The sequence below is a fragment of the Cedecea neteri genome (assembly GCF_000758325.1).
GTDB classification, from domain to species: domain Bacteria; phylum Pseudomonadota; class Gammaproteobacteria; order Enterobacterales; family Enterobacteriaceae; genus Cedecea; species Cedecea neteri_B.
Window position 1 is genome coordinate 4,099,986 of record NZ_CP009459.1, and the last position, 15,038, is coordinate 4,115,023.

15 protein-coding genes and 2 riboswitches are annotated in these 15,038 nt (G+C 53.8%); of the genes, 6 read left to right on the plus strand and 9 right to left on the minus strand.

The genetic code is table 11. The features are described from left to right. Window positions 1–102: 102 nt before the first annotated feature. Window positions 103–1,155 (minus strand): class I fructose-bisphosphate aldolase, encoded by a 1,053-nt coding sequence (gene fbaB / locus LH86_RS19150; protein ID WP_039304747.1) that lies wholly within the window; start codon window positions 1,153–1,155, stop codon window positions 103–105. 259 nt (window positions 1,156–1,414) lie between these two features. Here fbaB and LH86_RS19155 point away from each other — a divergent pair, with 259 nt between their 5' ends. Genes LH86_RS19155 through LH86_RS19165 form a run of 3 tightly spaced genes read left to right on the plus strand, consistent with a single transcriptional unit; the run spans window position 1,415 to window position 4,690 of the window. Further along, the gene (locus LH86_RS19155) at window positions 1,415–2,707 is read left to right on the plus strand and encodes a nucleoside permease (protein WP_039304751.1); all 1,293 of its coding nucleotides are present in this window, start codon (window positions 1,415–1,417) and stop codon (window positions 2,705–2,707) included. After that, window positions 2,707–3,723 carry an ADP-ribosylglycohydrolase family protein gene (locus LH86_RS19160; RefSeq protein ID WP_156107045.1) on the plus strand — a complete coding sequence of 339 codons (1,017 nt, stop codon included), beginning with the start codon at window positions 2,707–2,709 and terminating at the stop codon, window positions 3,721–3,723. Before LH86_RS19155 ends, LH86_RS19160 begins: the two co-directional genes overlap by 1 nt. Further along, entirely contained in the window at window positions 3,710–4,690 is a 981-nt protein-coding gene (locus tag LH86_RS19165) for a PfkB family carbohydrate kinase (protein WP_039304757.1), read from the plus strand. Before LH86_RS19160 ends, LH86_RS19165 begins: the two co-directional genes overlap by 14 nt. Here LH86_RS19165 and LH86_RS19170 read toward each other — a convergent pair. The 5 genes from LH86_RS19170 to LH86_RS19190 all read right to left on the minus strand — a co-directional run bounded on the left by LH86_RS19170 (window position 4,664) and on the right by LH86_RS19190 (window position 9,748). After that, window positions 4,664–5,410, minus strand: a complete 747-nt coding sequence (locus LH86_RS19170; protein ID WP_039295267.1) for a GntR family transcriptional regulator — start codon at window positions 5,408–5,410, stop codon at window positions 4,664–4,666. The two genes, LH86_RS19165 and LH86_RS19170, sit on opposite strands and share 27 nt — an antisense overlap. An 86-nt stretch (window positions 5,411–5,496) precedes the next feature. Further along, window positions 5,497–6,297 (minus strand): bifunctional hydroxymethylpyrimidine kinase/phosphomethylpyrimidine kinase, encoded by an 801-nt coding sequence (thiD, locus tag LH86_RS19175; RefSeq protein WP_039304761.1) that lies wholly within the window; start codon window positions 6,295–6,297, stop codon window positions 5,497–5,499. Further along, the gene (gene thiM / locus LH86_RS19180) at window positions 6,294–7,082 is read right to left on the minus strand and encodes a hydroxyethylthiazole kinase (protein WP_039304764.1); all 789 of its coding nucleotides are present in this window, start codon (window positions 7,080–7,082) and stop codon (window positions 6,294–6,296) included. The genes thiD and thiM overlap by 4 nt, the downstream gene beginning before the upstream one ends. 38 nt (window positions 7,083–7,120) lie before the next feature. Next, window positions 7,121–7,217, minus strand: a riboswitch (TPP riboswitch). A gap of 378 nt (window positions 7,218–7,595) precedes the next feature. Next, window positions 7,596–8,411, minus strand: coding sequence for an AbiJ-NTD4 domain-containing protein (locus tag LH86_RS19185; RefSeq protein WP_039304767.1), 816 nt, complete (start codon window positions 8,409–8,411; stop codon window positions 7,596–7,598). 38 nt (window positions 8,412–8,449) lie between these two features. Further along, complete coding sequence (locus LH86_RS19190) at window positions 8,450–9,748, minus strand: tyrosine-type recombinase/integrase (RefSeq protein ID WP_039306400.1); 1,299 nt, start codon at window positions 9,746–9,748, stop codon at window positions 8,450–8,452. A gap of 65 nt (window positions 9,749–9,813) precedes the next feature. Further along, window positions 9,814–9,910, minus strand: a riboswitch (TPP riboswitch). 448 nt (window positions 9,911–10,358) lie between these two features. Here LH86_RS19190 and LH86_RS22495 point away from each other — a divergent pair. Next, complete coding sequence (locus LH86_RS22495) at window positions 10,359–11,258, plus strand: YadA C-terminal domain-containing protein (RefSeq protein WP_052045619.1); 900 nt, start codon at window positions 10,359–10,361, stop codon at window positions 11,256–11,258. A 137-nt stretch (window positions 11,259–11,395) separates the two neighbouring features. Continuing rightward, the gene (lpxO, locus tag LH86_RS19200) at window positions 11,396–12,298 is read left to right on the plus strand and encodes a lipid A hydroxylase LpxO (protein ID WP_039304770.1); all 903 of its coding nucleotides are present in this window, start codon (window positions 11,396–11,398) and stop codon (window positions 12,296–12,298) included. A 43-nt stretch (window positions 12,299–12,341) separates the two neighbouring features. On the opposite strand, the gene LH86_RS19205 is transcribed toward lpxO, so the two are convergent. Then, a complete protein-coding gene (locus LH86_RS19205; protein ID WP_039304772.1) occupies window positions 12,342–12,746 on the minus strand; it encodes a DoxX family protein in 405 nt (134 codons plus the stop codon). 38 nt (window positions 12,747–12,784) lie between these two features. Then, on the minus strand, window positions 12,785–13,396 hold the full coding sequence (locus tag LH86_RS19210; protein WP_197061689.1) for an FMN-dependent NADH-azoreductase: 612 nt from the start codon (window positions 13,394–13,396) through the stop codon (window positions 12,785–12,787). Window positions 13,397–13,651: 255 nt separating this feature from the next. On the opposite strand from LH86_RS19210, the gene LH86_RS19215 reads away from it, so the two are divergent. Continuing rightward, window positions 13,652–14,587, plus strand: coding sequence for a LysR family transcriptional regulator (locus LH86_RS19215; protein ID WP_039304775.1), 936 nt, complete (start codon window positions 13,652–13,654; stop codon window positions 14,585–14,587). Here LH86_RS19215 and LH86_RS19220 read toward each other — a convergent pair. Beyond that, entirely contained in the window at window positions 14,574–15,029 is a 456-nt protein-coding gene (locus LH86_RS19220) for a GNAT family N-acetyltransferase (RefSeq protein WP_419656064.1), read from the minus strand. The two genes, LH86_RS19215 and LH86_RS19220, sit on opposite strands and share 14 nt — an antisense overlap. Between the last annotated feature and the right edge of the window lie 9 nt (window positions 15,030–15,038).

Here is a 15,038-nt window from a genome sequence, read left to right on the forward strand (position 1 = left end):
CCTTTGGGGAGAGGGCCGGGGTGAGGGATAATCACGCAATAGGTAAAAAACCGCAAAAAAAAGCCCGCTAATTCAAACGGGCTTTTTAGCTTACGCGATAAGTTAAGCGATGGTCACTTTCTCATTCAGGTAAACATCCTGCACGGCGTTGATCAGCTTCACGCCATCGGCCATTGATTTCTTGAACGCCTTGCGGCCCAGAATTAGCCCCATGCCGCCCGCACGTTTGTTAATAACCGCCGTACGTACCGCATCCGCCAGGTCAGTTGCACCGCCTGCGGCACCGCCGGAGTTAATCAGGCCGGCACGGCCCATATAGCAGTTAGCCAACTGGTAGCGCACCAGGTCGATAGGGTTGTCGGTTGTCAGCTTGCTGTAAACTTTTTCGTCGGTGTAGCCAAAGTTTACCGCTTTATAGCCGCCGTTATTCTCCGCCATTTTTTGCTTCACGATATCGGCCCCGATAGTCGCCGCCAGGTGGTTAGCCTGCCCGGTTAAGTCGGCGCTGACATGGTAATCCACCCCGTCTTTTTTAAACGCGGAGTTGCGCAGATAGGCCCACAGCACGGTGACCAGGCCGAGTTCGTGCGCACGTTCAAAGGCGGCGGAGATCTCTTCAATCTGGCGGCGGGATTCCGGCGAACCAAAATAAATCGTGGCCCCGACAGCAACGGCCCCCATATTGAAAGCCTGCTCAACGCTGGCGTACAGCGTCTGGTCGTAGGTGGTCGGGTAGCTCAGCGTCTCATTGTGGTTAAGCTTCACCAGGAACGGGATGCGGTGGGCATAGCGACGGGAAACCGAGGCCAGCACGCCATAGGTCGAGGCCACACAGTTACAGCCCGCTTCGATGGCCAGCTCAACGATGTTTTTCGGATCGAAGTAGAGCGGGTTGGCGGCGAAAGAAGCCCCCGCCGAGTGCTCAACGCCCTGATCGACGGGCAGAATAGAGAGGTAGCCAGTCCCAGCCAGACGCCCGGTGTTGTACAGCGTCTGCATATTTCGCAGCACCGCAGGCGGGCGATTGTTATCCACCATCACTCTGTCAACATAATCCGAGCCGGGCAGATAAATCTGGTCTGCCGGAATAGTCATACAACGATGCTGTAACAAGCCGTCGGCATCTTTGCCAAGCAACTGCGCAATATCAGTCATAATACGCTCCCGTAAAGGCAGCGAGCCCCCTGCCCGCTGCGCATGAAGAATCCTGTTCTGCCGGGTCGAAAAAACCGGCCGCACTAATCCTGGTACCGAGTGAGGGGATTTGCCAGTTCGAGCGCACTTTTGCCTCCTTTCCAGGAGTAAAGCCAGGTGGCCACCCCGGCTATTTTTGCAATGGCGATCATAGAATCGACGCAAAGGTATTTAAAAGGTATTATTCATTGGTATGGTTAAGGCACACCCTACACCTGTCATGAAGGTCCTGAGCATGAAACGTACAACGATTAGCCTTTCGTTCATGATGTTTATGGAATGGTTTATCTGGGGCGCCTGGTTTGTGCCCCTGTGGCTGTTCCTCAACAAAAGTGGTTTTACCGCCGGTGAAATCGGCTGGTCTTACGCCTGCACCGCCATCGCTGCTATTCTGTCCCCCATCCTGGTCGGCTCGCTGACCGACCGCTTCTTTGCCGCGCAAAAAGTGCTGGCGCTGCTGATGTTCGTTGGCGCCGGGCTGATGTATCTCGCCGCCCAGCAAACGGAGTTTGTCTATTTCTTCCCGCTGCTGCTGGCTTACTCCCTCACCTATATGCCGACCATCGCGCTGACCAACAGCATCGCGTTTTCCAACGTCGACGACGTGGAGCGTGATTTCCCGCGCATTCGCGTGATGGGCACCATCGGCTGGATTGCCTCCGGGATCGTGTGTGGCTTCCTGCCGCAGATGATGGGCTTTAGCGATATCTCGCCAACCAACGTGCCGCTGCTGATCACCGCCATCAGCTCGGTCGCTTTAGGCGTGTTTGCGTTCTTCCTGCCGAACACGCCACCGAAAAGCACCGGCAAGCTGAGCCTGAAGGTGATGCTGGGCCTGGACGCGCTGGTGCTGCTGAAGGACAAAAACTTCCTGGTCTTCTTCTTCTGTTCCTTCCTGTTTGCGATGCCGCTGGCGTTCTACTACATCTTCGCCAACGGCTACCTGACCGAGGTCGGGATGCATAACGCCACGGGCTGGATGACGCTCGGCCAGTTCTCGGAAATCTTCTTTATGCTGGCGCTGCCGTTCTTCACCAAGCGCTTTGGTATTAAAAAGGTTCTGCTGCTGGGGCTGATCACCGCCGCCATCCGCTACGGCTTCTTTGTCTACGGCGACGCGTCGCACCTGTTCACCTACGGCCTGCTGTTCCTCGGCATTCTGCTGCACGGCGTGAGCTACGACTTCTACTACGTCACCGCCTACATTTACGTAGACAAGAAATCCCCGGTGTATATGCGCACCGCGGCGCAGGGGCTGATTACCCTTTGCTGCCAGGGCTTCGGCAGCCTGCTGGGCTACAGCCTCGGCGGTAAAATGATGGAAAAAATGTTTGCTTACTCCTCGCCGGTGAACGGCCAGACCTTTAACTGGGCGGGGATGTGGGGCTTTGGCGCAATAATGATTGCCGTCATCGCCGTGCTGTTCATGGTCTTCTTCCGCGAGTCGGACAAAGAGATTGCTGCCATCGCCGTTGCCGGTGATGAATCTGAAAAAGTATTAAAGGAAGCGTAATAATGGAAAATCGTATTCTGGGAGCCTTTTACGGCCAGATGTTAGGTGATGCGATGGGCATGCCGTCCGAACTGTGGCCGCGCTCGCGGGTAAAGGCCCATTTCGGCTGGATAGACAAATTCCTGCCGGGTCCGGCAGAAAACAACGCCGCCTGTTATTTTGCCCGCGCTAAGTTTACCGATGACACATCGATGGCGCTGGCGCTGGCCGACGCCATCATCGAGCACCACGGGGCTATCAACCCGGACGCCATTGGCCGCCATATTCTGGCGTGGGCTGAAGGGTTTGATGCGTTTAATAAAAACGTGCTCGGCCCGACGTCGAAAATAGCCCTGAATGCGATTAAACGAGGTACGCCGGTGAGCGAGCTGGAAAACAACGGCGTGACCAACGGGGCGGCGATGCGTGCCTCTCCCCTTGGCTGCCTGCTGCCCACGGCCAGTCTCGATGAATTTGTGGACGAGGTCGCGTTAGCGTCAAGTCCAACGCACAAATCGGATTTAGCCATTGCTGGGGCAGTTGTGATTTCCTGGGCTATTTCCCGCGCCATTGACGGCGCAAGCTGGGCAACAATTTGTGATGAACTGCCGTCCATCGCCCGCCACGCGCAGGAAAAACGCATCACGACATTTAGCGCTTCCCTCGCGGCACGCCTGGAATTAGCGCTGAGCGTGGCAAGAAAAGCGCGCGGCACCGAATCCGCCATGGAAGAGATTTACCAGCTGGTCGGCACGGGCACCAGCACCGTTGAGTCCGTTCCTGCCGCCATCGCAATGGTCGAACTGGCGAAGACTGACCCTAACCGCTGCGCCATCCTGTGCGCCAACCTCGGCGGAGACACCGACACCATCGGTGCGATGGCCACGGCTATCTGCGGCGCGCTGAACGGCGTGGAAAGCATCGATCCGGCGTTAAAACAGGAGCTGGATGAAGAGAACCAGCTCGACTTCACGCGCTACAGCCGCATCTTTATGGCCTACCGCCAGCAAAGAGAGGCCAGCTATGAAGCCAAATGAACTGCTGAGCAAGCTGCCCCTGCTTCAGGCTCAACGTCCGGTTTGCGTGCTCGGCTCGGCGGTGATTGACGTCATCGCCGACGCCTACGCCCTGCCGTGGCGAGGCTGCGATATCGAACTGCACCAGCAGGGCGTGAACATCGGTGGCTGCGCGCTGAACATCGCCATCACGCTTTCTCGTCTCGGCATCGACTCGCAGAACGCGCTGCCGATTGGCCAGGGGACCTGGGCCGACATTATTCACAACAGCCTGGAAAAACAGCACATCCGCAGCGAGATCCACACCGATGCGGGAGACAACGGCTGGTGCCTGGCGCTGGTCGAACCCGACGGCGAACGTACCTTTATGTCGTTTCGCGGCGTCGAGCATCAGTGGAATCAGGCCTGGCTTGACGGCCTGACCATCCCGCCAGGTAGCCTGCTGTCACTTTCTGGCTACCAGCTTGCCGGGCCGTGTGCGGAGCTGCTCGTTGGCTGGCTGGAGTCGCTGCAGGCAATTACGCCGTTCATCGACTTTGGCCCGCGTATTGCGGATATCCCGCAGCCGCTGCTGGCAAGGATTATGGCCTGCAAACCGATTGTTTCGCTCAACCGTCAGGAAGCGGCGATTGTTGCCGAATGGCTTGAGGTCGATCCTGAAAACATCGAAGCGATTTGCCGCGCATGGCAGACCCGCTACGCCAGCCCGCTGATCGTTCGTTTAGATAAGGACGGCGCGTGGTTTGCCGACGGCAATAGTATGGGGATCGCTGCGCCCTTCCCGACCAGCGTCGCGGATACCATCGGCGCTGGCGACAGCCACGCGGGCGGCACAATTGCTGGCCTGGCGGCAGGCTGGAGCCTGGAAGAAGCGGTCAGCCTCGGGAATGCGGTAGCCAGCTACGTGGTCGGCCACCGGGGCGGGGACTGCGCGCCAAAACTCGCGCAGCTGGAGCAAACCTTACTCCTCGCAGACGAAAACGTATAAGTCGCTGCGGCAGTGGCTGATGCTGTACTCGATGGGCCGGTTGTGGGGATCGAACGCCACCTGTTTGATGACCAAAACCGGCACTGGCGTTTCCAGTTTGATATGTGACTGGAATTCGCTGTCCGGCATTCGGGCGCTGACCCGGCTGCGCGTGCGCTGCGGAATAATGTTCTGGCTGCGGAAGTAGTCGTACAGCGAAACGCCAATCTCATCCGGGTCGGCAATCAGCCCGGTCGGCACGTAAGACTCTTCGATAGACACCGCATCTTCATCCACATAGCGAATGCGCTTGAGCAGAAAAACCTCGCTTTCCGCCGGGATCGCGAGCTGTTCCGCCACGTCTGCCGGGCATTTCACAACGCGTTTGTTCACCCACAGCGTATTTGGCTTTTTACCCCGGAGCACAACCTGCTGAGAAAACCCTCTCGCCTCTTTCAGCGAATACTCAAACGTCGCATTAATTTGCGTCCCGTAGCCGCGCGAGCGCGTCACCACGCCTTCATCTTCCAGCGCCTGCATCGCCTTGCGCACGGTAATTCGCGACACGCCCGTGAGCTGGCTGAGATCGCGCTCCCCCGGCAGGATGTTGCCCTGCGGCAACAGGCCCGCGCGCACGGCGTTTTTCACCGTTTCGACAAACTTGAGGTACAGAGGAGCGTTATCCGGGGCGGCAAAGCGCTGTTTGAGCTGTTCAACTAACTGGTGATGAGCCTGTTCCATGGTACGCAATTGTCCGGCAGGGAAGATGAAGCCAGTATAGTACCATTGGTATTATGCTGGCTAAAAACTTCTCGTTTAACCGACAGTTACCACCATTCGTGAAAATGATGCACCGGGCCAATGCCGTGCCCGACTTCCAGCGAATCCGCCTGCGCCAGCGCTTTAGACAACCAGATTTTTGCGGCAGCCACTGTTTGCGCCCAGTCATCATGGCGGGGGCGGAGCGCAGCCAGCGCGGCAGATAAAGTACAGCCGGTGCCGTGGGTGTTTTTTGTTTGCACACGCGGGGCGGTAAAACGCTGAACATCGTGGCGGGTAAACAGCCAGTCCGGGCTTTCTGCGTCGTCGAGGTGCCCGCCTTTCATCAGCACAGCTTCGCAGCCCATTGCCAGCAGCGCTTCACCCTGTTCGCGCATCTCTTTTTCACTGCGCGCATGGGGCGCATCCAGCAGCGCAGCCGCTTCCGGGAGATTGGGCGTGATCAGCGCGACATGCGGCAATAGCTTCCGGCGTAAGCTGTCCACCGCCGACGGGGCCAGCAGCGGATCGCCGCTTTTCGCCAGCATCACCGTGTCCAGTACCACGTTTGGAGCCTTATAGAACGCCAGCCGCTCTGCCACAGCTTCAACGATATCGGCCTCCGCCAGCATGCCGATTTTTGTGGTGTCGATGCGCACGTCGCTCAGGACAGAATCTAACTGCGCCGCCACAAACTCAGGCTCAATGCGGTAAACGGACTGCACGCCACGGGTATTTTGCGCCACCAGCGCGGTGATCACACTCGTGCCGTAAGCACCGAGTGCGGAGAAAGTTTTCAGATCGGCCTGGATCCCCGCCCCACCGCTTGGATCGGTTCCGGCGATGGTTAATGCGTTGATGCGTTTCATGCCAGCACCTCCGCGTTCAGCAGATAAAGGGCATCGAGGAAGGCTGGAGTAAAACTGCCCGGCCCGCAGCTGGCGGCGATGGCCTGCTCGCCGGCCAGCGCCATAAAGCGGCAGGCGCTGGCGACGTTATCCAGCCTGTCCCCTGGTAAAGCGCAGCACGCAGCCACCACGGCGGAAAGCGCGCAGCCGGTGCCGACCACACGCGTCATCAGTTCTCCACCGCCGGTCACGGCAAGCGTTCGCTCGCCGTCGGTGACGTAATCCGTTTCTCCCGTCACGGCAACCACCGCGCCGGTTTCGCGCGCCAGCTTTTGCGCCGCCGGAATAGCCGAAAGCGCATCATCGGTACTGTCCACGCCACGCCCTCCGGCCTGCTCGCCCGCTAACGCCATAATTTCAGACGCGTTTCCACGAATGGCGGCGGGTTTCAGTTGAATAATGTCGCGAGCAAAACGCGTGCGGAAAGCCAAACCACCCACGGCGACCGGATCAAGCGCCCACGGCGTTCCGGCGCTATTGGCGGCGTGAATGGCCGCCAGCATTGCCGTCGCCTGCCCGGAAGTCAGGGTGCCAATATTGACCAGTAGCGCACTGGCAAACCCGCTAAACTGCGCCGCTTCTTCGGCTTCAGTCACCATCGCCGGGGCAGCCCCAAGCGCCAGCAGCACGTTCGCGGTAAAGGTTTGCACTACGTCATTGGTCATACAGTGAACCAGCGGCGAATGCTGGCGGAGGTGGTGTAAAACAGAGACGGCGGTCGCGCCGGGTAGCAGGTCAGGTTGCATAACGGTAAGGCTCCTGTCCGGCGTGAAAGAAGGGACGCCGGACAGGCATCTGACTTCCCTACGCTGGCATTATCCAGATCAGGTGGTACGGGTATTTCTCAGCCTTCACAAAGAAGGGCACCCCGAGTCATTTGGTAAAACAATCTTCTGATATATCGCCAGCTTAAGGTAAGTGGCTCGTTAGCACAAGCCCGCCTGTCCGGCGTCCCTTCTTCACGCCGGACGGAGCAACGCATTATCTCACTTTTATACCAGTTTTATCACAGCGATTATCACAGCTAACAGGTTAGATTGTTTTCAAATATCTAGCCCTATCTAGCCGTAACTTGCTACCCTCCGGAGCAATAAGGAGAAAAACGCATGAACGCTTTAACATTTTATTTAAACCATCCTAAGGTTTGTGAGTGGATGTTTTTGATAGGTGTACTTACAAATAGACAAACCATGGAGAAGAGGAAAATGTACAGCAGACGCATTAACATGCGAGACATTATTAGCCTCGCATTGTGATAATTAATCGCTCATCTTAGAAATAAGATAATTACTGAACGCGCTACAGATAACCAACATATACCGAGCATCTTCTAAGGTTGGCTCCTCGCTATCATCCGTTAACGCATGACGTATTCCGCCTTGGTCACTTGTATATCCGTATAATTGTTGAAAGGCTCGTTTCATTGCAGGATGAATATGACCTTTATCCTCTATAGTTTTAAGACAATCTCCAAGAGTGCCTTTATCATTGCCGGAGATTTTTTTGCAGAGAGATTCAATAGCAGAGATAGATTCTTTAATTGAGTTTCTAAAATCAGGTTGTTCTCTGTTAGATAGCAAAGATAGCGCTCTATTAAAGTGTAATCTAGATGCATTAGTCCCAATATTCATTGCACCATCAATACTATCAATCTCTTCTGGTGATATAATCGGAGTTATGAGTTCATTGATTATCGAGTACCCTAGACACATCCTTTTGAAAATTTTATTGTAAGGTTCACTCAAAAATGGAGAAACACTTACTGTATATTCAACAAAATCTAATACCTCATGCCACTCTGCTAATCTAAAAAAGTCTTTCATGTATTCTTTTAAATCTTTATAGCTGCTTAATGGGTATTCAAAAATAGGCTCTTCGTCTGCGGGGAGATATAAAAAGCCACACCAGAACTCGGATATTATTTTGTGTGCAGCATGCTCAAAGTATTTCTTTATTAATAGCTCTGAATACAAGCAACTCCATAATGCTGTTCGAGTGTTTTCGTTTATTACTTCGACTTGAAGAGTGTCCTCAACTGCAACATGTCCATATCTTTGAGAGAACGGTCTAGCCATCGCTTATGTGCCTTATCGCTGTGTTAGTTATGAAGCGTTTAACGCCAGTCAAGTCCATCAATGATATGGCATACAACCGATAGAGGGAAGGTGTGGAGATATCGTCTTGTTATCCCCGTACCAGTTTTCTCATGACCTATCACTTGTTGAAGGTGAGTAATGTCATTCATCCAACCAGAGGCCGCAGTGACAACGCTATGTCTGAAGCTGTGGACAATACGCCGTTGATTTTGGATATCCCTGTATGGGATGTGTAAAGCGTCCCTAACATCGGACAACACCTTACCAATCTTAGCCATGTTACTTCCTGCCACTTCTGGAAACAGCTTATCAAGCTTACCTGCAACAAACTCTAAGAAGCCCAAATCAATTAGATGCTGATGCAAAGGAACCTGTCTCACTGCGTTATCGGTCTTCCCTTCTTTGATTAGAAGATAGTGACGATTGCTATCATCATCAAAGCACACTTGGGATGTGGTGAGAGTGGCTAGCTCTCCCCTTCTGGCTCCAGTGTATGCAAGCAATAAGATAATCCATTTAAGCCAATCCTGTTTAGCCTCTTCGATTGCATACCTAACCAAAGATTTCATTTCGCTATTAGTGTAAGCCCCATATCTAGCAGACGATGGCGGGGCTGTTACGCCGTCAGTAGGAGCTACTGAAAGAACGCCTTTATCCTCAGTGAGATATGTTTTGAACAGGGATTTATAGATTTTAAGATGCTTATGGATTGCCTCAGTTCCTAACAAATGCTCCTCAGGGATGTCATCACAGGATAGGAGTTGCTCGATTGTCATTGAGCGGTATGGCTGAACAACACGTTTAGGGAGGCCAGTAACAGCTTCCATAACATGTTTGATGTCTTGCCTTGTGATACTTCTTACGTCCCTCTCTGCGTCCAATACAGTTAACATCACCTCCATGTAACGCTCATTAGCGCAATGAATTGCCGCCGTCCAAGATTTCCCCTTGTCCTTAACGTACCGCCCCCAAGCCTCCCCTAAAGTGAGTACGCTTCTATCCCAGTCGGTTACATCCACACTGTTTGTTGGCGCTGCAATGGTGGGCTTTATATACAAATCCGGTGAAACTCTTGCAGCCCTATAGAGCATTCTGGTTTGGGTGAGTTCTTCCATCTGGCTAGATAGCTTTTCCGGGGGACATGCCCCCGCTTTCACATTAAGCATGGAAGGCATTAAAGCTATCATCAATGTATTAGCTTCCCTGTGGCTATCCGTACCAAGGGAACGTCTAAACATTTTGCCGTCTGGCAAACAGAATTGAACGTAGTAAATCGAATGGCGGAGGAAGGTATAACGAATGCACTTAGTAATCAAAATCAACACAGCCTCTGTCTCAGTGATGAAAATCAAGTAGACAGAAGAATGATTAACCATATGAAATACATAGATATTTAACACCCTACGCTGGCATTATCCAGATCAGGTGGTACGGGTATTTCTCAGCCTTCACAAAGAAGGGCACCCCGAGTCATTTACAGCAATATGTTGTGATTAATGCAGGTCATTAATCCGTGAAGAGAATGGTAATCCTGGCGGGAAGCCTTGTAAACGGCAAAAGCAGCGCTTTGTGGATTGTAGGTAGCGAGTTGTATTTGCGCCTGCTTAACTTAAGGGCGATTTGGTGAAGGAATTATCTCGCCGAATTTAACTGCCTCTGCCTATTTTCATTCCACAACCCCCTTCATAATCGGACTTTCAAACGTAAGTCTTTCGCCCCGATTGTAACAGCCGTGTAAGCGCCCAGGCACCTGTACAAGTGATGAATGTGAACGGCCTGTTTTCGCCATTTTAAACACTCTCAACTAAGAATTTTCTTATGATTTAGATCAAGGATTGCATTGTCACATTCCGGGATAGTTCACCGCCGTTATCAGTGCACTCAATAATGCACTGGAACGTTCAATTTATTTATGGTGAGAGAAAAATGAAATTCGTTAACGTTAGTCAATCACTGGCCGTGGTGTTGAGTATTTTCGTGTTTTCGGCTTCTGCCCGGGCCGATATGGTGAGTGATTTCTATAACAGCATGGTGAATAAAACGATTACCTGGCAGAACGCCAATGCACGTTTTGAAAGTATGGATGCAACGCAACAGCAGGCTGTGCGAGATTATGACCACGCCCATAATACAAACTTTACGAGTGATTTTGTGAGTGGGATTACCACCACGCCGCATCTGGATGCCCCACATTCTATCGTCGCCAGCACACTTACGCCGTCAAAGACGACGGTTGTGGACCCGATAGTACCGCCCACAATGGACAAGGGTAGACACCTGGACAGCACGGCAACAGATGCCGACCGCCAGGCAGCCAAAGATAAAGCGATGGTCGAATACGTTCAATCCCACGTTAAAAACGGTGTGGATGGTAAAAACGGAACAGATGGTATCAACGGCAAAAATGGCCTGGTGACCACTGAAACGAAACTCGATACGGCAACGCAGGCGCGCGTTTCCACTAACGCTAACAATATTTCTTTAAATACTGAACACGCAGAAAATAATACCCGCCTGATTCAGGACAACAGCCAGTCGATAGGCAAATTAAATAACGCATTCTCTGCATTAAAAGATGAAGTTAACCATAATCAAAAAGAGGCCAACGCGGGTATTTCTGGCGCGATGGCAATGAGCAATATACCGCAGGTTATGAATAATCAAACCGTGGCTATAGGGGCAGGTATTGGCGGCTATGAAGGCGAAAATGCTTTAGCCGTGGGCGCCTCTACACGTATCGGAAATACTGTTGTTGTGAAAGCCACCGTCAGTGACGATACGGAAAACAATGTGGGTTACGGCGCGGGGTTATCTGTAGGCTGGTAAGTTTTTCCAGGCAACATTTACTTCGCTAAAACCACTGCTAAGCTCTATTTCAGCGCCTTTTCAAAGGCGCATTTTTGGCAGTCGGGGCTTTGGCCCGGCAGGGAATGAGCAGAAAAACACAGTGGTCAGATAACAATATGAAATATATTATTTTACTCATCATTATTATTTCAGTGGTCTATGTGCATTACCGCGGCAAGATTCGTTTTCGTTTCTGGCGGCAGCTGTCGGACCATTCCACGTTTACCGCCCCGCTTAACGGTTTTATGTATCTTTTCTCCAGGGTGCCGAATACGCCCTATTTAACACCGGAAACCTTTCCCGAGCTGACAAAGCTGCGGGAAAACTGGGAAGTGATCCGCGACGAAGGTATGCATCTGCAACAAATGGAGCAGATAAAAGCCGCAGAAAAATTTAACGACGCCGGTTTCAACTCCTTCTTTAAAACGGGCTGGAAGCGCTTTTACCTGAAATGGTATGAAAACGCTCACCCGTCGGCCAGCATACTGTGCCCGAAAACCACCGAACTGCTGCGCACCATTCCGTCCATCAAAGCTGCGATGTTCGCCACCCTGCCCGACGGCAGCCGCCTGCCGAGGCACCGGGACCCGTACGCCGGTTCGCTGCGTTTTCACCTTGGGCTTGCGACCCCGAATGACGATCGCTGCTTCATTGAAGTGGACGGGAAACGCTATAGCTGGCGGGACGGCGAAGGCGTACTGTTCGATGAAACCTATATTCACTACGCGGAAAACACCAGCGGCGAAAATCGCCTGATTTTGTTCTGCGACGTGGAAAGACCGATGCGCTACCGCTGGGCTCAGGCGGTTAATCACTGGCTGGGGCGTAACCTGATGAGCGCCGCGTCGGCACCTAACGATGAAAACGACCGTATCGGTGGTATCAACCGTGCATTCCGCTACATCTATCAGATTCGTATCGTCGGCAAGAAGCTGAAAAGCTGGAATAAGACGGTGTACTACATCGTGAAATGGTTCCTGTTCGGCGGGATTGCCGTGCTTATCTGGCAGGCGTTTTAAGCAAAAAATCGGGCCTCTTAAAAGAGGCCCGATTTCAAACGAATTACCGCAGTTGACGCTGCAGGCGGCGCGTATCAAAGCTCAGGGATGTCGCCCCTAGCGCAGAGATTTGCAGCAGGCCCGACGCAATCATCAGGTTCTTCAGGAAGTGCAGCACGGTGTTCTGGTCAGCAAAGTTGTGGTGGAAAAACACCGCAGTCGCCACGGTGAACACGGCCAGCAGCGCCGCAACCAGCCGGGTGCGGTAACCCACCAGCAGCAGGACGCCGCCCCCGACCTCAGCCAACAGAGCAATAAGATACCCCAGTAACGGGAATGGCAGTCCTACCGATGCGATATAGCCCTGCGTCGCCTCAGGTGCAGCAATTTTCCCCAACCCGCTGACGATAAAAATCGCGGCAATCACAATGCGACCCACGGTCGCGAAATTAGTAGCGTATCTGTCCATTCGGATTTCCCGTTAAATTAACTGGTGCCCGGCCGTTATCAGGCCAGCGACGCAATCTGGTTTTTCGCATCTGCAATTGCGGCACTTTTCGCTTCGTCGCCACGGCCCAGGTTTTCTGCGCGGATAATGGTCACGTCGGTCAGGCCAATAAATCCCAGCACCGCTTTCAGATAGGATTCCTGATGCTCCAGGAATGCCGCCGGGCTGTCACCGGTGTACTGACCGCCGCGAGAAGAAGCGATAAACACTTTTTTGCCTTTTGGCAGCAGGCCTTCCGGGCCGTTGGCGCCGTACTGGAAGGTGCGTCCAGCCACACAAACGCGGTCGATCCACGCCTTAAGCTGGGATGGAATAGAGAAGTTGTACATCGGCACGCCAATGACAATCACATCCGCGGCGAACAGGTCGTCAATAAACGCCCCACCGGCAGCGAGATCTGCACCCAGCTCAGCGTCGGTCACTTCTGCGCCCTGGAAAGCGGCAATGTGCTTGTCCGACAGGTGCTGAGCCGGGGACTGCACCAGGTCGCGGTAAATAACGGTGGCACCGGGGTGCAGCGTTTTCTGGCGGGCAACAATCTCCGCCGACAGCTGGCGGCTGACGGAATAACCGCCCAGAACACTGGTATCAATATGCAGGATAGTCGACATAGTTTTAGCCTCTGAAATGGAGCCTGGTTTAGGGGATAAGCGCGTTAAGAGTTTTTTTAAAGCCGTTAACATAGGTGTGCTCAATCTTTAAGATTCGCTGAACATGGCTGCCACTATGCCACCGCCTTTCCCACCCGAATAGCCGTTATATTTCGATGCAATCCATCGCCCTGACCGATACATCACCGCCAATGACAAAGCCTTACCGAAGGGCTATATTGCGCTTCATCCCTTCACTGCCACGCAGGAATCACAATGCTGGACGGTATTTCGCTGGACCAACTTCGCACGTTTATTGCCGCCGTCGATGAAGGCAGCTTCTCTGCGGCCGCCCGCAAGATGTACCGAGCCCAGTCGGTGATCAGCGATTTGATTAAGGGGCTGGAAGCCCAGATCGGCGTGCAGCTGTTCGACCGTTCCGGCCGCTACCCAAAGCTAACGCCTGAGGGGGAAGTGCTGCTGATCGACGCCCGCTGCATTGTTTCTGGTGTTGATTTTATGAAGGCGAGAGCGCGCGGTATGTCGTCCGGGCTGGAATCGGAACTCTCGGTGGTGGTGGACGTTTTCTTCCCGCTGGAGGCGATGACGTCGGCAGCCAAAGCCTTCCGCGAACAGTTTCCCGGCACGCCGCTGCGCCTGTTTGTTGAGGCGCTGGGCGGCGGCTACAAACCGGTGCTTAACGGCAGTGCAGGGATTGGCATTCTGGGCTCACTGCCTGATATGCCGGCCTCGCTGACCGGGGAACGTCTGACCGGCGTTTCGCTGGTGATGGTGGCCGCGCCCGATCACCCGCTGGCGCAGTTCGAAGGCATGGTGCCAAAAGCGGAGCTGACCAAACACGTTCAGCTGGTGCTGACCGACCGCTCGGAGCTTTCCAAAGGGAAAGAGTTTGGCGTGATGTCGCCTTCCACCTGGCGGCTGGGCGATCTGCTGGCCAAACACGCCTTTTTGCTCGACGGCCTCGGCTGGGGCAGCATGCCGTCACACGTTGTCGAACGGGATATTCGCGAGGGGCGGCTGGTGCGGCTGAGCATTGAGGATGTTCCGCCGGGCGGGCTCGCGCTGCCGATGTTTGGCGTCTACCCGATTGCCTCCCCGCCCGGCCCGGCCGGTCGCTGGCTGATTGAGCGGCTTAAAAACCTCTGCCCGGCAAAACTGGCCGCCAGTTCGCCCAAAACTAGCGGCGAATAAACAACCGGTGAGTCATCCTCGCCTCACCGGAAACGGCCTGAAATCCAGCCGCTTCATAAAAACGAAAGGCGTGTTCGGGAGCATGGGTGTTATAAAAATCAAACCAGTGCTCTCCGCCGGCAATCAGGGCCTTCAGCAGTTGCTGCCCTACCCCTTTCCCCCGCCAGGCAGGGCTAAGGTAAAGGTGTCGAATACGCCCCGCGCGCTCATCGCCTGAAAACGGGTCGCGATTCAGCCCACCAATACCGACCAGTTCTTCACCAGCAAAGACACCCAGTAGTTTTTCACCAGGGAAGTCAAAACGGTTTTCTCCGCTAAGCCAGTTTGCTTCAAGGCGGCGCAGCATATTGTAATGTTCCTCAATGCTTTGCGCTTTGAGTGAGGCAAAGCCTTTGTTATCCGGCGTCACCAACATTATTCGTAGCACAGTTATCCCTCCCATTAATCCCAC